This is a genomic window from Pseudoroseicyclus tamaricis, from assembly GCF_012070395.1.
GTDB classification, from domain to species: domain Bacteria; phylum Pseudomonadota; class Alphaproteobacteria; order Rhodobacterales; family Rhodobacteraceae; genus Pseudoroseicyclus_A; species Pseudoroseicyclus_A tamaricis.
In genome coordinates, this window is the sequence record NZ_JAAFYS010000001.1 from 657450 (window position 1) to 675002 (window position 17553).

A 17553-nucleotide genomic window follows, 5' to 3' on the forward strand; every position below is an offset into this window, starting at 1 on the left:
TACGCTTAGCAGGTGCGGCCGGGGAGGGAAGGGGAGAGGGCCGGCACCGGCTGGAAAGGGCCGGTGCCGGCGCGCCGCATCACATCTGCGGCGCGAGGGTGGGCTGGCGCCGGATGCGGGCGAACCAGCCAAACCCCCATCCGCGCTTCGGCCGCGCCGGGGCGGGCTCCACGCTCAGGGGCAGGAGGGGGACGACAGGGGCCCCGGCATGCAGCGGCTCGAACCGCAGCCGCTCCGGGGCAGAACGCCGGATCACGCGGCGCTCTTCGGTGGGAAAGACATCCGCCCGGTGGACCGAGTGCGGAAGATCGTGGAAAGGAGGAAACATCTTGATAATCCTGAAATATTCCTCCGGCGTCAGGTCAGTTCAGCCGGATATGGGGGGACATGTCTCGGGTTCGGGCCATTCCGCGGCCGCGCCATGCGGGCGGTCGGTCCGGTGTGCGAGGCAGGATGGGCGCAGGGCACCCGTGAAGAGCGTGGCGGTGGTGTGAAGCATTCCTGTCGTCCTTTCAGGTTTGCGGGGGCCGGGGCCCCCTCTCGGGTGATGTGGGGCCAAGGGGCCCCGGTCTTTCGGGGCGCAATACGCCCCGCAAGCTGGGAAAATGGGCCGCATCGGGCGAAGGCCGGGCGCAGGATGCGCGGGCCGGGGCCGGGGACCGGACGGCGCGGGGCCGTCGGTGCGATACGGGTCTGGTGTCTGGGAAAGCGGGAGCGATCAGCTCCCGAACGGGCTGGCGGCGGCGTCTAGCCGAGGAAGCAGGTTGTCCAGTTCATGCGCGAGCCCTCCGTCAGGAATGACGATGCGACGGCTGATAACGGGCGATCACAATTCTGCCAACCCCCTTTTTCCGGGGGTCCGGAAATCCGCACCCGCCAGCGGCGGGCTATGGCGGGGATGACACAGCCGCCCGGGCCTACTCCTCCGGCGTGTCCCGCCCTTTCGGCGGCGCGAAGAACCCGTCCAGCGACGGCACGCCCCGCGCCCCCGCCTTCGCCGGCGTCTCCTCCTTCGCGACTCGCGGCTCGGCCTCCGCCGGGGGCGTTGCGAAGAACCCGTCGAGCGACAGCCCGCCGCCCGACACCGGCCCGGCCTTTGCCGGCGCGGCGCCCTCATGCCCCTTCGGCGGCTCGTAGAGCGCGTCGTAGTTGATCCCGCGCCGCGGCGCCTTGTCCTCACTCATCGCCGTCCTCCCTCAGCCCGGTGGCCGCGCACGACATGCCCGGCCCCTGTCTTCGGTCCCATAACTCCTCGGGGCTGCCGCAGGCAGCGGGGGCAGACAGGCCCCCTCCGCCTCGGCCCACCCCGCGCCGCCCCTCAGGCCAGCGCCCGCGTCAGCCCGGCATCCACCGCCGCCACGATCCGGTCGATATCGTCCCGCGTCGCGATCAGCGCCGGCGCGAAGAGCAGCACGTTGTTGTAGCCGGGGACGGAGCGGTTGGCGGCGCCGATCATCACGTCGTCGGCCAGCGCCTCCGCCTGCACCCGGCCGACCAGCTTCTCGGTCAGCGGCTTGCGGCTCTCGCGGCTCTCCACCAGCTCGATCCCGGCGAAGAGGCCGAGGCCGCGGACCTCGCCGATGGCCTCGTGCTTGGCCTCCAGCTTTCGGAAGCCCTCCAGCAGGTATTCCCCCATCGCGGCGGAGTTCTCGCAGAGCCCCTCCTCCTCGATGATCTTCATGTTCTCCAGCGCCGCGACGGGGCCAGAGGCGCAGCCGCCGAAGGTGGAGATGTCGCGGAAGTGCCCGAGCGGATCGTCGGCATCCTTGAAGGCGTCGAACACCGCCTCCGTCGTCACGCAGGTGGAGATGGCGGCGTAGCCGCTCGCCACCCCCTTCGCCATGGTGACGATATCCGGCTCCACCCCGAACTGCTGGTAGCCGAACCAGGTGCCCGTGCGCCCCAGCCCGCAGACCACCTCGTCGATGTGGAGGAGGATGTCGTACTTGCGGCAGATCTCCTGCACCTTCTCCCAGTAGCCGGTGGGCGGCACGATGCAGCCACCGCCGGCCGTCACGGGCTCCAGGCAGAGCGCGCCGATCTCGTCGGGCCCCTCGCGGAGGATCACGGCCTCGATGGCCTCGGCCGCCTTCACCCCGTAGTCGGGCCCCGCCAGCTCCGGCTGCGCCTGGTATTCCAGGCAATGCGGCACCTCGATGAAGCCGGGCGCAAATGGCCCGAAGCGGGCATTGCGCTCCTGCTGGCCGCCGGCGGAGAGGGCGCCGATGGTGGTACCGTGGTAATCGCGGTCGCGGTAGAGGATCTTGCCCTTCTTGCCGCCATGGTGCTTGTGGCTGATCGCCCGCACCATCTTGAAGGCCTTCTCGTTCGCCTCCGAGCCGGAGTTGGCGTAATAAACCCGGCTCAGCCCCGGCATCTTGGAGATCAGCCGCTCGGCGAACTCCGCCCCGGCGACGGTGCCCGAGGCCCCGGCGAAGTAGCACATCTTCACCAGCTGGTCGCGCACGGCGTCGGCGATGCGCTCCCGTCCGTAGCCGACATTCACCGTCCAGACCCCGCCGGAGACGGCGTCGAGGTACTCGCGCCCGCGGATATCCCAGACCCGCATACCCTTGCCTTCGACGATGATCCTGGGATCGATCGTCTCGAAGGGCTTGTGCTGGATGAGGTGATGCCACACATGGGCCTTGTCCGCGGCGATCACCCCCTCGGGATCGTTGCTGCGCAGATCGTCCATGGCCCGCTCCTTTCTCGGCTGATGCTGCCCGAGAGATGGCAGATCGCCCGGCCCTGCGCATCCGTTTTGTTCGCTGTCCCGGGACGCGCCACGCGCACCGCCCGGAAAGGAGGCACGCATGGCCGAAGAGATCACCCTGCCGGATCCGGCAACCCGCCCTGAAGCGCCGAAGCTGGAGAACGTGACTCCCCAGCAGAAGATGCCGGGCCAGCACCTGAAGATGATCCACGATCACCAGCGCCGCAACATGGAGGTGCTGCGCCAGATCGTGCTCGCCGCCCGCGACGGCGGGCTGCCCGAGGGCGGCGCCGAGGTGGCGCTCGACAAGGTCGGCTGGGTGAAGAACCTGCGCCGCTTCGGCGCCCTCTGCGGCCAGCATTGCCAGATCGTGCACATGCACCATTCCATCGAGGATGCGCACATGTTCCCGGCGCTCTCCCAGAAGGCCGTCGCCTTCCGCGCCGTCGTCCAGCGCCTCGGGGAAGAGCATGACGCCGTCCACCACCTCCTCATGCAGCTGATCGACGAGCTCAACGCGCTCAACGCCAACCCCAGCCAGCAGAAGTTCGAGGCGGCGGTGGCCACCAATACCCGCCTCGAGGCCTTCCTGCTCTCCCACCTCGGCTACGAGGAGGACAGCATCGGCGACGCCCTCGGCGTCTTCAACATCGGCGTCTGACCCCCCTTGAGGGGGCGCCGCCAGAGCCCGCCGCGCCAGCCTCGCGCCCCCTCTCCCCTGGGCCGCCTGTTTCATCTGGCCCAAAATACCTCGGGGGTGTGGGGGCAGCGCCCCCACCGCACCTATAGCCACGCGCCGCAGGCGCTCCGCACTCCTCGCCCCGCATCCCCGCGCCTTCCCCTCCCTCGTCCCGGCGTCTAGGCTGCCCCGCATGCCGCTGATCCGCCTTCTCCTCTGCCTCTGTCTCCTCGCCGCTCCTCTCGCCGCGCAGGAAGTGGCGCCGACCGGCCCCATCGCCGCCGAGGCGGACGGCGCTTCGGACGCCGCCATCGCCGCCCGCATCCGCGACATCATCGGCGCGCTCGGCAATTACGCGGATGTCTCCGTCGATGTCTCCGGCGGCATCGTCACCTTCCGCGGCACCACCGACTCGCTGGCCGAGGCGGAGATGCTGAGCGACCTCGCCGCCCGGGTTGAGGGGGTGGTGGCGATCCGAAACGAGGCGGCGGAGACGGCGGATCTCGGGCGCAAGCTCGATCCCGCCTTCGAGCGGTTCCAGGCGCGGATGTGGCAGGTCTATACCGCGCTGCCGCTCATCCTGATCGCCGTCCTCGTCTTCGCGGTGATCGTCGGCCTCGGCACCCTGCTCAGCCGCCGCCGCCAGCCTTGGGAGCGTCTGGCGCCGAATGCCTTCATAGCCGATCTCTACCGGCAGGCGGTGCTGGTGGTCTTCATCATCGTCGCCATCGTGCTGGCGCTCGACGTGGCCGACGCCTCGGCGCTGCTCGGCACGATCCTCGGCGCCGCCGGCATCGTCGGCCTTGCCGTCGGCTTCGCGGTGCGGGATACGGTGGAGAACTACATCGCCTCCGTCATGCTCTCCATCCGCCAGCCCTTCCGGCCGAACGACATCATCGAGATCGGCGGCGACGAGGGGAAGGTGATCCGCCTGACCTCCCGCGCCACGATCATCCTCAGCTTCGACGGCAACCACATCCGCATCCCCAACGCGACCGTCTTCAAGAGCCGCATCGTCAACTACACGCAGAACGCCGAGCGGCGCTTCGTCTTCACCCTGACGGTGGACCCGTCGGTGGACCTGATGGACGTGACCGACCTCGCCGTGCAGACGGTGCAGGCGCTGCCCTTCGTGCTGCCCACGCCCGGCGCGCAGGCCTGGCTGGGGGAGGTGACGCCCTCCGGCATCCAGGTCACCACCGCCGGCTGGATCGACCAGCGCGAGACGTCGATCCTCAAGGCGCGGGGGGAGGCGATGCGGCAGGTGATGCTCGCCTTCACCGAAGGCGGCATCGCCATGCCGAACGATACCTACACGCTGCAGATCGCCGGCACCCCACCCTCCGTGCCCGAGCCGGAGGAGCAGGAGGAGAAGGAGGGCGCCGCGCCCGCCACCCCCGCCCGCCCGTCGGCCCCGGTGGAGGAGCCGGTGGCCCCGGTGACCCCCGATCAGGAGGGAGAACTCGACCGCATCGTCGATGCGGAGAGGGGGCGCCGGCAGGAGCAGGATCTCCTCAACCCCCATGCCCGGCAGGAGTGAAGCGCGGGCATTTTTCGCCGGTTTCGGCTCTTGCACCCTTTTCGAGCTTTGCGTAGAACCGCCATCGCTGATGGGGAGTGGCGCAATGGTAGCGCGCCGGTTTTTGGTACCGTAGGTTGCAGGTTCGAGTCCTGCCTCCCCAGCCAGCACTCCCCCATCCCTGATGCCTCGCCCCGCGGTCTCTGCCGGGGCCCTGCCGCCCGCCGCGATGCCGGGATCGGCTTGAAACCCGCACGGCTTCGCGTAAATCCCTCGGGCAGGAGGTGACGTGGGGCGCATACTGATCATCACGTACGGCTCGCGCGGCGACGTGGAGCCTTATGTCGCACTCGGCCTCGGGCTGAAGGCGTCCGGCCACCAGGTGGCGCTCGCGACGGCCGGGCGCTTCGCGGGCTGGGTGCGCTCCTTCGGGCTGGACTTCCACACGATCGACGATGCCTCGCTCGACCAGATCGACACGCCCGCGGGCAAGACGATGATCGAGGGCAACCGCGGCCTCATGGCGCGCGGCTGGGCCGCCTTCCGCCTCTCGCGCGGGGCGGGGGCGATGAACTCCGCGATGATGGACGATGCGCTGACGGCGGCCGAGGCGGTGCGCCCCGATGCCATCATCTACCACCCCAAGGGCATGGCCGGCGCCCATATCGCCGAGGCCTGGGGCATCCCGGCCTTCATGGTGACGCTGCAGCCGCTGATCATCCCCACCGCCGATTTCGCCGCCAGCCTCAACGTCGCGCCGCTGCCGGCGCTGAACCTGCTCAGCTACCGGCTCGTCGGCCTCTCCTACGCCATGTTCCGCCGCACCGTCGCGCGCTTCCGCGTCCGCCTCGGCCTGCCGCCGCTCGGCAGCACGGCGGAGATCCTGCGCCCCCGCGGCGCCGGCCTCATCCCCGTCATCCACCCGATCAGCCCCTCCGTGCTGCCGCGCCCGGCCGACTGGCCGCCGGAGGCGCTGCTGACCGGCTACTGGCGCCTGCCGGACGATGAGGCCTTCACCCCGTCGCCGGAGCTGGAGGCGTTTCTCAACGCCGGCCCGCCGCCCGTCTTCGTCGGCTTCGGCTCCATGCCCAGCTCCGATCCGGCGGCGCTCGCGCGGCTGGTGGCGCAGGCACTGGCCCAGGCCGGCCGCCGCGGCGTGGTGGCGCGCGGCTGGGCGGGGCTGGAGGTGGCGGCGTCGGACGATCTCATCGCCGTGCCACCATTGCCCTACCGCTGGCTCTTCCCGCGCATGGCGGCCATCGTGCACCATGGCGGCGCGGGCACAACGGCGGAGGCGCTGCATTCCGGCGCACCGCAGGCCATCGTGCCCTTCTTCGGCGACCAGCCCTTCTGGGGCGCGCGGACGGCGGCGCTGGGCGTCGGCGCCGCGCCGATCCCCCGCCGCCGCCTGACGGCCGAGACCCTCGCCGCCGCCATCGCCTCCGCCGACCAGCCGCAGATGCACCGCCGCGCCTCGGCGCTCGCCTCCCGGCTCGACCTCGAGGATGGCGTGGCCGAGGCGGTGCGCTACATCAACGGCCGCCTCGGCCGGCCGAATGCCGAGCGCTCCCGCAGCCTTCAGGCCGCCGGTCGCTGATCTGTCGATGATGGGGGAGGAGCGGCGACGGAGAGCCCCGCTCCCCGCCGCCCTTGCGAGGCCGCCCGGCAGGGCGGACAAGCGGGTCCGTCAGGCGTGGATCGGCCCGTCGCCGCAGGCCAGCGCCGCCTCGCGCACGGCTTCGGAGAAGGTCGGGTGCGCGTGGCAGGTGCGCGCCACGTCTTCCGCCGCCGCGCCAAACTCCATCGCCACGCAGATCTCGTGGATCAGGTCGCCCGCCGCCGGCCCGATCAGGTGGCAGCCGAGCACGCGGTCCGTCTCCTTGTCGGCGAGGATCTTCACGAAGCCCTCGGCGGCAAAGACCGCCTTGGCCCGCGCATTGCCCATGAAGGGGAACTTGCCGACCTTGTAGGCGCGGCCCTCCTCCTTCAGCTGCTCCTCGGTCTTGCCGACGGAGGCCACCTCGGGATGCGTGTAGACGACGCTCGGGATCACCTCGTAATTCACGTGCCCCGCCTGGCCCGCCAGACGCTCGGCGAGGGCCATGCCCTCGTCCTCGGCCTTGTGCGCCAGCATCAGCCCCTCGCGCACGTCGCCGATGGCGTAGACGCCGTCGACGTTGGTCTTGTAGTGCTCATCCGTCCAGACCTGGCCGCGCTCGGTCATCTTCACGCCCAGCTCTTCCAGCCCCAGCCCGCTCACGTACGGCCGCCGGCCGGTGGCCACGAGCACCACGTCGGCCTCGACCGTCGACTCGCTGTCGTCCTTGCGGCTCTTGTAGGTCACCGTCACGCCGGCATCGCCTGTCTCGGCGCTCTGCACGGCAGCGCCGATGTGGAAGCTCAGCCCCTGCTTGGCGAGCATCTTCTGGAAGTTGCGCGCAATCTCCCCGTCGAGCCCCGGGGTGATGTGGTCGAGGAACTCGATCACCGTCACCTCGCTGCCGAGCCGGGCATAGACGCTGCCCAGCTCCAGCCCGATGATCCCGGCGCCGATGACGGTCAGCCGCTTCGGGATCTCCTTCAGCTCCAGCGCGCCGGTGGAGGTGACGATGGTCTCCTCGTCGACCTCGACACCCTTCAGGCTCGCCGGCTCCGAGCCGGTGGCGATGACGATGTGCTTGGCCTCGTGAACCTCGTCGCCGACCTTGACCTTGCCGGCCTCGGGGATCGAGCCGTAGCCTTTCAGCCAGTCGATCTTGTTCTTCTTGAAGAGGAATTCCACGCCGCCGGTGTTCTGGCCGATGGTCTTCTCCTTGTAGGCCATCATCTTGGTGAAATCGACTTTGGTCTCGTTCTCCAGCCCCATCTCGGCGAAGTTCGCCTCCGCCTCGTGCAGCATGTGGCTGGCGTGGAGGAGCGCCTTCGACGGGATGCAGCCGACGTTCAGGCAGGTGCCGCCCAGCGTCTCCCGCCCTTCGACCACGGCGGTCTTGAGGCCGAGTTGCGCGCAGCGGATGGCCATGACATAGCCGCCCGGGCCGGCCCCGATGATGATGACGTCATAGGCGGACATATGAGTTCCTCCGGTTGGGTGAGGGGGCGCTCACAGGAGCGCCACGAGAACGAGGGCGAGCGTCGCGAAGAGGCCGATGGCCCAGACGACGCTCCGCCACGGATTGAGGTCGAGGGCGTAGATGGGGATGTAGGCTGCCCTTGCGGCGAGGAAAATCCAGCCGAGGATCGCCGTCAGCCCCATGCCGCTGTCGGAGAGGACTATGAGGACGATGGCCGCCGTGAAGAGCGCCAGCGCCTGGTAGCTATTGGTCAGCGCCCGGTTGAGCCGGTTGGTCATGGCCCCGGGCTTCGGCGCCTTTTCATCGTCCCGGCTGCCAGTGGCGCCGGCCCGGCCCACGTCCTTCCAGCCGACCCAGACAAGGGCCAGCCAGTTGATCGCCACGATGAAGCAGGCGAGGGCGAGGTTGATGAGGTCGGGGGTCATGGCTGGCTTATGGTTGAGCTGCACCTCCACCGTCCTTCGAATCCGCTAATTCCCATAATAATCTTCTTCTTCCTCGGGGTCGGAGGCACCAACGATCCGACCATCGATCACGGCTTCAAATAGCGCATCTATGTTTGGAAGCTGACCTTCCTCTCGTTGAAAGCTCCGAAGAACTTGTCCACTCGGGGTTGGGTCTTCTTCCGTGAAACTCTTAAACTTTTGCAGGAATTCGAGTTTCAGGGATGCGATCTCGATATCCCGTTGCTTGCGGTCAAGTTCGCGATCTTTTCTCTCAACCCAGAGCTTGATGATAAACTGTATTAGCTCCCGGAGCTCCCTAACAACTGCGGCAATACCTGCAAGGTCAGTGAAGCCTGGGGAGGAGTACTTAATCCGGATTACTTGCAGCGACGGCAGGCGCGGCATGTAGCCGAATGAATCGGCATATGCAAAGACACGGCCTCGATTTAGAACACGGACAAAGGGGTCCGAGTAATAGACCATGAGATAGTTGGCATAGAGGTCATCCAGCGTTCTGAATAACGCGGCAAAATCGGCCGCGCTCCAGTCACTGTCGATTTCCAATCGTAGTGCCACGTCCTCACAGATCCATCAGCAGCCGGCGCGGGTCTTCCAGCGCTTCTTTCACGCGCACGAGGAAGGTCACGGCGCCTTTGCCGTCGACGATGCGGTGATCGTAGCTGAGCGCGAGGTACATCATCGGGCGGGCGACGATCTGGCCGTTCACGACCATCGGCCGCTCCTGGATCTTGTGCATGCCGAGGATGCCCGATTGCGGCGGGTTGAGGATCGGCGAGGACATCAGCGAGCCGTAGACACCACCGTTGGAGATGGTGAACGAGCCGCCCTGCATGTCGGCCATGGAGAGCTTGCCGTCGCGCGCCTTCACGCCAAGGTCGCCGATCTCCTTCTCGATGTCGGCGAAGCCGCGCTGGTCGGCGTTGCGCACCACCGGCACGACGAGGCCGGTCGGCGTGCCGACGGCGACGCCCATGTGCACGTAGTTCTTGTAGACGACATCGGTGCCGTCGATCTCGGCGTTGACGTCCGGCACCTCTTTGAGGGCATGGCAGCAGGCCTTCACGAAGAAGGACATGAAGCCGAGCTTCACGCCGTGCTTCTTGAGGAACAGGTCCTTGTACTCGTTGCGGATGTCCATCACCGCGCCCATGTCCACCTCGTTGTAGGTGGTCAGCATGGCGGCGGTGTTCTGCGCCTCCTTCAGGCGGCGGGCGATGGTCTGCCGCAGGCGCGTCATCTTCACGCGCTCCTCGCGGGAGGCGTCGTCGGCGGAGACGGGGGCGCGCGGCGCCGGCTTCGGCGCATCGGCGGCGGCGGGCTTGCCCAGGGCGTTCAGCACGTCCTCCTTCATGATCCGCCCGTCCTTGCCGGATCCGGAGACGTCGTCCTTGGACAGGCCCTTCTCCTCCATCAGCTTCTTGGCGGAGGGGGCATCCTCGGTGTCGGTGCGCTCGCCCTTGCCCTCGTCAGAGGAAGCACCCGTGCGCTCCTCCTCGGTGGGCTGCTTCTCTTTCGGGGCCTCAGCCTTCGGCTCGTCGTCCTTCTTGGCGGCGGGCTTGGCGTCGCCCTCGGCGATCTTGGCGAGGAGGGCGTCGACGCCCACCGTCTCGCCCTCGTCCGCCACGATCTCTTCCAGCGTGCCGGCGGCGGGCGAGGGGACCTCGACGGTCACCTTGTCCGTCTCCAGCTCGCAGAGCATCTCGTCGGCGGCGACGGTGTCGCCCGCCTTCTTGAACCAGGTGGCGACGGTGGCTTCGGTGACGCTTTCTCCCAGGGTGGGGACGCGGACATCGGTGCTCATGGTGTTATCCTTCCAATCCGAGCGCGTCGTTCACGAGCGCCTGTTGTTGTGCCTTGTGCTGAGAGGCGAGGCCCGTCGCCGGCGAGGCGGCGGCGGCGCGGCCGACATAGCGCGGGCGGCCATGCTCGGCGCCGATGCGGCTCAGCACCCATTCGATATTGGGTTCGATGAAGCTCCAGGCGCCCTGGTTCTTGGGCTCCTCCTGGCACCAGATCATCTCCGCGCCCTTGAAGCGCTCCAGCTCCTTCACGGCCGAGATGGCGGGGAAGGGGTAGAACTGCTCGAAGCGCAGCAGGTAGACGTCGTCGATCCCGGCCTCGTCGCGCGCCTCGAGCAGGTCGTAATAGACCTTGCCGGAGCACATGACGACGCGGCGGATCTTCTCGTCCGCCACCAGCTTCGTCTCCGAATGGCCTTTCTCCGCATCGTCCCAGAGGACGCGGTGGAAGGAGGAGCCGGTGGTGAAGTCGGCCGCATCCGAGATCGCCATCTTGTGGCGAAGGAGCGACTTGGGCGTCATCAGGATCAGCGGCTTGCGGAACGTGCGGTGCAGCTGCCGGCGCAGGATGTGGAAGTAGTTGGCCGGCGTGGTGCAGTTGGCCACGATCCAGTTGTCGCCGCCGCACATGGTGAGGAAGCGCTCGAGCCGGGCGGAGGAGTGCTCCGGCCCCTGGCCCTCGTAGCCGTGGGGAAGCAGGCAGACGAGGCCCGACATCCGCAGCCACTTCGACTCGCCCGAGGAGACGAACTGGTCGAACATGATCTGCGCGCCGTTGGCGAAGTCGCCGAACTGCGCTTCCCAGAGCGTCAGCGCGTTGGGCTCGGCGAGGGAATAGCCGTACTCGAAGCCGAGCACCGCGTATTCCGACAGCATGGAGTCGATGGCCTCGTAGCGGCCCTGCCCCTCGCGGATGTTGTTGAGCGGGAAGTACCGCTCTTCCGTCTTCTGGTCGATGAAGGCGGAGTGGCGCTGGCTGAACGTGCCGCGGATGGAATCCTGCCCCGACAGGCGCACCGGGTACCCCTCCAGCAGGAGGGAACCGAAGGCCATCGCCTCGGCCGTCGCCCAGTCGAAGTTCTCGCCGCTCTCGAACATCTTGCCCTTGGCGTCGAGCAGGCGAGAGACGGTGCGGTGCAGCTGCCAGTCTTCGGGCGCCCGCGTCAGGGCGCGGCCGAGATCGGCCATCGTCTCTTCCGAGATGGCGGTGGTGCCGCGCTGGTACTGCTCCTCGTTCTCGCGATCGAGGTGCGACCAGCGGCCGTCCAGCCAGTCGGCCTTGTTGGGCTTGTAGGTCTTGCCGGCCTCGAACTCGTCCGAGAGCTTGGACTGGAAGGAGGCCTTCATGTCCTCGATCTCGCCCTCGGGGATCAGCCCGTCTTTCACCAGCCGGTCGGTGTAGAGCGTCAGCGTCGTCTTGTGCGTCTTGATGCGCTGGTACATCGCCGGGTTGGTGAACATGGGCTCATCGCCCTCGTTGTGACCGAACCTGCGGTAGCAGAAGATGTCGATGACGACGTCCTTGTGGAACTTCTGCCGGAACTCGGTGGCCACCTTGGCGGCATGCACCACGGCCTCCGGGTCATCGCCATTGACGTGGAAGATCGGCGCCTCGACCATCAGCGCGATGTCGGTCGGGTAGGGGCTCGACCGGCTGAAATGCGGCGCCGTGGTGAAGCCGATCTGGTTGTTCACGACGATATGGATCGTCCCACCCGTGCGGTGGCCCTTGAGGCCGGAGAGGCCGAAGCACTCCGCCACCACGCCCTGGCCGGCGAAGGCCGCGTCGCCGTGCAGCAGCACGGTGAGCACCTGCGTGCGGTCGGCGTCGTTCAGCTGGTCCTGCTTGGCACGCGCCTTGCCGAGCACCACGGGGTTCACCGCCTCGAGGTGGCTGGGGTTCGCCGTGAGCGACAGGTGCACCTTGTTGCCGTCGAACTCCCGGTCGGCGCTGGCGCCGAGGTGGTACTTCACGTCGCCGGAGCCGTCGACGTCCTCCGGCTTGAAGGAGCCGCCCTGGAACTCGTTGAAGATGGCCCGGTAGGGCTTCTGCATGACGTTGGCGAGCACCGAGAGGCGGCCGCGGTGCGGCATGCCGAAGACGATCTCCTTCACGCCGAGGTTGCCGCCCCGCTTGATGATCTGCTCCATCGCGGGGATCAGGCTCTCGCCGCCGTCGAGGCCGAAGCGCTTGGTGCCCGTGTACTTCACGTGCAGGAACTTCTCGAAGCCCTCGGCCTCCACCAGCTTGTTGAGGATCGCCTTGCGCCCCTCCTGGGTGAAGGCGATCTCCTTGCCGAGGCCCTCGATCCGCTCCTTCAGCCAGCCGGCTTCCTCGGGGTTCGAGATGTGCATGTATTGCAGCGCGAAGGTGCCGCAGTAGGTGCGGCGGACGAGGGCGAGGATCTCGTTCATCGTCGCGACTTCGAGGCCGAGGACGTTGTCGATGAAGATCGGCCTGTCCATGTCGGCATCGGTGAAGCCGTAGCTCTTGGGATCGAGCTCGTGATGCGTGTTGTCGCCGCGCATCCCCAGCGGGTCGAGATCGGCGACGAGGTGGCCGCGGATCCGGTAGGCGCGGATGAGCATGAGCGCGCGGAGGCTGTCGAGCACCGCGGCCCGCACCTGCGCCTCGTCGAGCGTGATGCCCTTCTCCGTCGCCTTCTCCTTGATCTTCTTGCCCGCCGCCTCGGCCTCCGCCGGCCACTGGCCGTCGAGCGCCGCCGTCAGCTCGCCCCCGGCGCTGACCGGCCAGTCGGCGCGCAGCCAGCTCGGGCCCGCCGCGGCGGCCCGCGCTTCCGGCCCCGTGTCGCCGAGGCTCTTGAAGAAGGCCCGCCAGCTTTCGTCCACCGCGTTGGGGTTTTCCGCGTAGCGGGCGTGGAGATGCTCCACGTAATCGGCGTTCGCCCCCTGCAGGAAGGAGGAGGCATGGAAGACGTCGTTGGGGCTCTGGTCGGTCATCTGAAGGACCTTTCGGGTTCGCAGGGGGCGGGCTGGGCGGCCCGGTCAGGGGTAGGATATAGCTCTTTATGCGACGTCTCCGGAGGGGCGGCGGTCACGTCCGGGCGAGGCGCCAGCGCCCCGGCCGCGGTGATATGCCGCCCCGCCGCCATCAGCCGAGCTCGATGGCCTTCAGCACGGCTTCGCCGAGCTGGGCGGGGCTGTCGGCGACGACGATGCCCGCGGATTTCATCGCTTCGATCTTGCTTTCGGCATCGCCCTTGCCGCCGGAGACGATGGCGCCGGCATGGCCCATGCGCCGGCCCGGAGGGGCGGTGCGCCCGGCGATGAAGCCGGCGGTGGGCTTCCAGCGGCCCTTCTTCTTCTGCTCGGCGAGGAACTCGGCGGCCTCTTCCTCGGCGGAGCCGCCGATCTCGCCGATCATGATGATCGACTGCGTCTCCGGATCGTTGAGGAACATGTCGAGCACGTCGATATGCTCCGTCCCCTTGATCGGGTCACCGCCGATGCCGACGGCGGTGGACTGGCCGAGGCCGCTGTCGGAGGTCTGCTTGACCGCCTCGTAGGTCAGCGTGCCGGAGCGGGAGACGACGCCGACGGAGCCGCGCTTGTGGATGTGGCCGGGCATGATGCCGATCTTGCAGGCGTCGGGGGTGATCACGCCCGGGCAGTTCGGCCCGATGAGCCGGGTCTTGCTGCCTTCCAGCGCCCGCTTGACGGCCATCATGTCGAGCACCGGGATGCCTTCCGTGATGCAGACGACCAGCGGGATCTCGGCATCCACCGCCTCGAGGATCGAGTCGGCGGCAAACGGCGGCGGCACGTAGATGACGGAGGCATTGGCGCCCGTCTTGGCGACCGCCTCGTGGACGGAGTTGAAGACCGGCAGGCCCAGATGATCCTGCCCGCCTTTGCCGGGCGTCACGCCGCCGACCATCTTCGTGCCATAGGCGATGGCCTGCTCCGAGTGGAACGTGCCCTGGCTGCCGGTGAAGCCCTGGCAGATCACCTTGGTGTTTTCGTCAATCAGTACGGCCATGGGGGAGGATCTCCGTTGGGCGATGTGTCTGTTGCGCGCCGTGTGGCGCGGGGCGGGCCGGGCGGGGAGGTGCCCGGAACAAGAGGTGGTGGTCAGGACGCATGGGCAGGCCTGCGCAGGGATTTCAGCCGGCGGATGATCCGCCGGGGCAGGGACGGGCGGCGCCGCGGCTCCGGGGCCGGCTCCGGCTCCGGCTCCGGTGCTGGCTGCTCTTCCGGCGGCGCGGCAACCATGGGCGGCTCCATCGGGGCGGGCTCCGGCGCCGCTTCGGGCTGGGGCTCGGGTTCTGCCGGCTCCGGCGGCGGCTCGGGCTTGCGCAGCAGCGTCTTGGAGCTCGGCTTGAGCGGCCCGTCGCTGAAGGCCTCGGCCAGCGCGACGGCGAGCTCCGTCATCTCCTCGACCGTGGCGGGCGTGCCCTCCCTCGGGGGAACGCGTCGGCGGGGGAAGAGCATCTCCCGCTCGGGGAAGAACTCCTGGCAGAGCATGGCGTTGCCATGGGCGTTCACCTGGCGGACGCGCTTCCAGTCCTCCTGGTTGAGCTGAAGCCGCCGCTTGCCGGCCGACCATGCACCGAGGAAGTCGACGAGCTCGAACGTGCGCTGGCTGATCCGCTCCTCGCCCCTGGCGGCGCGCGCGGCATTGTGGGCGCGCAGGAACTCCGCCGCGGCGGGGCAGAAGCTCTCGTTCATCCGCTTGGGCACGATGTAGGGCGCCGGGTCCACCCCGATCTGGGCGGCGAAATCGGTGACGAGATCGCCGCCGACCATCGCGTCGGGTTCCAGCAGGCGCACGTTCAGGCGCTCCTTGCCGACGGCCTCCATCCAGTCCCGCACGATGCGCCAGTAATTGCGCACCGGCTGCTCCTCGATGGATTCGGACAGTGTCGCCGTCATGCCGAAGCGCAGCCGCTGGGAGTAGCGGGAGACCACAAAATCCTCCTGCCGGCGGATGTAGATGATGTAGCTCACCTCGTCGAAGTGCCGCTTGAGGAAGGCATCCATCGCCCCGGCCAGCTCCGGGCTGGAGCGCATGCCGCCGATGTGCTCGCTGGAAATGACGACCGTCTCGGGCCGCTCCTCAGCCAGCCATGTGCCCAACGCGGTGCTGAAGCGCTCCACGAAGGCGGCCTGGGCCTCGACGTCCGGCACGTCGTAGACGCGCTGGATGACATCGTCGGGGATCGGCTTGCCGATGCCGGAGAAGGCGGCGAGGGCGTATTCGATCTGGCTGTAGCGGAGGGGCAGATCCTCCATCGGCACACGGCCGTAGGTGATGCCGGCGCCTTTCAGCGCCTCGGCATTCTCCATCATCCACGCCTGGATGGAGGTCGTGCCGGTCTTCGGCATCCCGATATGGACGATGGCCCTCATTGTCCGCCCCCGATGACCAGCGCGCGCAGGTAACTGCGGCCGTTCGTCTCCTCGTCGATCAGCTCGGCATAGACCTCACCGCCCGCCGCCGTGGCGGCCAAGAGCGCGAGGGCGGAGCGCGGGTGCTCCGCCGTGCCCATGACGAGCGAACAGCCGGGACGGCCGCGCACGTCGACCAGTTTCACGGTCAGATCGAGGCTCTGGTGATACCAGATGCCATCCGCCGGCTGGTAGACGAAGGGCCCGTCGGAGAGCAGTACCTCGGCGACGCGGAAGTCAGGCTGCGTCTCGACGCAGATGGTGTTGAAGAGACCCACCGTCTCCACCGCTCCGGCCGGCGCCAGCGCCGCCCGCGCATCCTCTCCCGCCGCGAGGGCGGGGGAGGCGGCGAGCGCGGCCATAAGCGCGACCGCAAGGCTCGTCTGCCCGCCGGGGAGGCGTCTGCCCTCCCGGCGCCCCTGCGGCCCGGTCTGCCCTTCGCGTCGCATTGCAGGTCCTTTAGCCCTTCACGGCCTTGACAATCTTCTCCGCACCGTCCTTCAGGTCGTCGGCGGCGATGACGTTGAGGCCGGAGTTGGCGATGATCTCCTTGCCCTTCTCGACGTTGGTGCCCTCGAGGCGGACGACGAGCGGCACTTCGAGGCCCACTTCCTTCACCGCGGCGATCACGCCTTCGGCGATGACGTCGCAGCGCATGATGCCGCCGAAGATGTTGACGAGGATGCCCTTCACGTTCTTGTCGGAGGTGATGATCTTGAAGGCTTCCGTCACCTTCTCCTTCGTGGCGCCGCCGCCGACATCGAGGAAGTTCGCGGGCTCGGCGCCGTAGAGCTTGATGATGTCCATCGTCGCCATGGCGAGGCCGGCGCCGTTGACCATGCAGCCTATCTCACCGTCGAGCGCGATGTAGTTCAGGTCGAACTTCGACGCAGCCAGCTCCTTGGGGTCCTCCTCCGTCTCGTCGCGGAGGGCGAGGATGTCGGCGTGGCGGTAGAGCGCGTTGCCGTCGAAGCCCATCTTGGCGTCGAGGCACTTCAGCTCGCCCTTGTCCGTGACGATCAGCGGGTTGATCTCCAGCATCTCCATGTCCTTCTCGCGGAAGAGACGGTAGAGCTGGCCCATCAGCTGCACGCATTGCTTGACCTGCGGGCCGGTGAGCCCGAGCGCATAGGCGATGCGGCGGCCGTGGAAGGGCTGGTAGCCCGTGGCCGGGTCGACGGAGAAGGAGAGGATCTTCTCGGGCGTCGATTCCGCGACCTCCTCGATGTCCATCCCGCCCTCGGTGGAGGCGACGAAGGAGATGCGGGAGGTGCCGCGATCGACGAGCAGGGCGAGGTAGAGCTCGCTCTCGATGCCCGAGCCGTCCTCGATGTAGATGCGGTTCACCTGCTTGCCGGCCGGGCCGGTCTGCTTGGTGACGAGAGTGCGGCCCAGCATGCGCTTGGCCTCCTCGGCGGCTTCCTCGACCGACTTGGCGAGGCGGACGCCGCCCTTCTCGCCGGCATCGGCCTCCTTGAAGGAGCCCTTGCCGCGGCCGCCGGCGTGGATCTGCGCCTTGACGACCCAGAGCGGCCCGTCGAGCTCGCCCGCGGCCGTCTTCGCCTCTTCGGCGCGCGTGACGGCGCGCCCTTCCGAGACGGGGGCGCCATAGGAGCGCAGGAGCGCCTTGGCCTGGTATTCGTGAATGTTCATGGGGCTGGTCCCTCCTGCGCGCGAATGCCGGCACCCGCCGGCGACCCCGGCAGGCGGTTGGTGCCCCTCAAAGCACAACGGCCCTGCCAAAAGAACCGCAAAGTGCGGCTGTTTGCGCAAAACCCGACATATGTGATCACACGTTTCCGGCGTGTGATCACAAGTTCACGAAAGGTGAAGCGTGGCAGGCGGTTCGGCCGCGACTCGCCGGCCTGTCGCGGGGCCGGGGCGCTTGTG

15 protein-coding genes and 1 tRNA gene are annotated in these 17553 nt (G+C 68.2%); 4 read left to right on the forward strand and 12 right to left on the reverse strand.

Going from position 1 to position 17553, the window contains the following annotated elements; genetic code table 11:
• Window positions 1–79: 79 nt before the first annotated feature.
• The 3 genes from GY170_RS03000 to GY170_RS03010 all read right to left on the reverse strand — a co-directional run bounded on the left by GY170_RS03000 (window position 80) and on the right by GY170_RS03010 (window position 2698).
• Window positions 80–256, reverse strand: a complete 177-nt coding sequence (locus GY170_RS03000; RefSeq protein ID WP_163889836.1) for a hypothetical protein — start codon at window positions 254–256, stop codon at window positions 80–82.
• A 661-nt stretch (window positions 257–917) separates the two neighbouring features.
• The gene (locus tag GY170_RS03005) at window positions 918–1184 is read right to left on the reverse strand and encodes a hypothetical protein (RefSeq protein ID WP_163889838.1); all 267 of its coding nucleotides are present in this window, start codon (window positions 1182–1184) and stop codon (window positions 918–920) included.
• 134 nt (window positions 1185–1318) lie between these two features.
• Window positions 1319–2698, reverse strand: coding sequence for an aminotransferase family protein (locus tag GY170_RS03010; RefSeq protein ID WP_163889840.1), 1380 nt, complete (start codon window positions 2696–2698; stop codon window positions 1319–1321).
• A gap of 118 nt (window positions 2699–2816) precedes the next feature.
• Here GY170_RS03010 and GY170_RS03015 point away from each other — a divergent pair, with 118 nt between their 5' ends.
• The 4 genes from GY170_RS03015 to GY170_RS03030 all read left to right on the forward strand — a co-directional run bounded on the left by GY170_RS03015 (window position 2817) and on the right by GY170_RS03030 (window position 6511).
• A complete protein-coding gene (locus GY170_RS03015; RefSeq protein WP_163889842.1) occupies window positions 2817–3377 on the forward strand; it encodes a hemerythrin domain-containing protein in 561 nt (186 codons plus the stop codon).
• 211 nt (window positions 3378–3588) lie between these two features.
• Window positions 3589–4935: a mechanosensitive ion channel domain-containing protein gene (locus GY170_RS03020; protein ID WP_163889844.1), complete on the forward strand. Its 1347-nt coding sequence runs from the start codon at window positions 3589–3591 to the stop codon at window positions 4933–4935.
• A gap of 71 nt (window positions 4936–5006) precedes the next feature.
• Window positions 5007–5081: transfer RNA gene (locus GY170_RS03025), tRNA-Gln, on the forward strand.
• Window positions 5082–5203: 122 nt separating this feature from the next.
• A complete protein-coding gene (locus tag GY170_RS03030) occupies window positions 5204–6511 on the forward strand; it encodes a glycosyltransferase (protein WP_163889845.1) in 1308 nt (435 codons plus the stop codon).
• Window positions 6512–6601: 90 nt separating this feature from the next.
• Here GY170_RS03030 and lpdA read toward each other — a convergent pair whose 3' ends face one another.
• The 9 genes from lpdA to sucC all read right to left on the reverse strand — a co-directional run bounded on the left by lpdA (window position 6602) and on the right by sucC (window position 17316).
• On the reverse strand, window positions 6602–7987 hold the full coding sequence (gene lpdA, locus GY170_RS03035) for a dihydrolipoyl dehydrogenase (RefSeq protein WP_163889847.1): 1386 nt from the start codon (window positions 7985–7987) through the stop codon (window positions 6602–6604).
• A gap of 30 nt (window positions 7988–8017) precedes the next feature.
• The gene (locus GY170_RS03040; protein ID WP_163889848.1) at window positions 8018–8413 is read right to left on the reverse strand and encodes an MAPEG family protein; all 396 of its coding nucleotides are present in this window, start codon (window positions 8411–8413) and stop codon (window positions 8018–8020) included.
• 45 nt (window positions 8414–8458) lie between these two features.
• Entirely contained in the window at window positions 8459–9010 is a 552-nt protein-coding gene (locus GY170_RS03045) for a hypothetical protein (protein WP_163889849.1), read from the reverse strand.
• 4 nt (window positions 9011–9014) lie between these two features.
• Window positions 9015–10256, reverse strand: coding sequence for a 2-oxoglutarate dehydrogenase complex dihydrolipoyllysine-residue succinyltransferase (gene odhB, locus GY170_RS03050; protein ID WP_163889850.1), 1242 nt, complete (start codon window positions 10254–10256; stop codon window positions 9015–9017).
• Window positions 10257–10260: 4 nt separating this feature from the next.
• Window positions 10261–13215, reverse strand: a complete 2955-nt coding sequence (locus GY170_RS03055) for a 2-oxoglutarate dehydrogenase E1 component (RefSeq protein ID WP_163889851.1) — start codon at window positions 13213–13215, stop codon at window positions 10261–10263.
• 151 nt (window positions 13216–13366) lie between these two features.
• On the reverse strand, window positions 13367–14254 hold the full coding sequence (sucD, locus tag GY170_RS03060) for a succinate--CoA ligase subunit alpha (protein WP_163889852.1): 888 nt from the start codon (window positions 14252–14254) through the stop codon (window positions 13367–13369).
• A gap of 92 nt (window positions 14255–14346) precedes the next feature.
• Window positions 14347–15624: a hypothetical protein gene (locus GY170_RS03065; RefSeq protein WP_163889853.1), complete on the reverse strand. Its 1278-nt coding sequence runs from the start codon at window positions 15622–15624 to the stop codon at window positions 14347–14349.
• Window positions 15621–16025, reverse strand: a complete 405-nt coding sequence (locus GY170_RS03070) for a hypothetical protein (RefSeq protein ID WP_163889854.1) — start codon at window positions 16023–16025, stop codon at window positions 15621–15623. The genes GY170_RS03065 and GY170_RS03070 overlap by 4 nt, the downstream gene beginning before the upstream one ends.
• A 97-nt stretch (window positions 16026–16122) precedes the next feature.
• On the reverse strand, window positions 16123–17316 hold the full coding sequence (gene sucC, locus GY170_RS03075) for an ADP-forming succinate--CoA ligase subunit beta (RefSeq protein ID WP_163889855.1): 1194 nt from the start codon (window positions 17314–17316) through the stop codon (window positions 16123–16125).
• Between the last annotated feature and the right edge of the window lie 237 nt (window positions 17317–17553).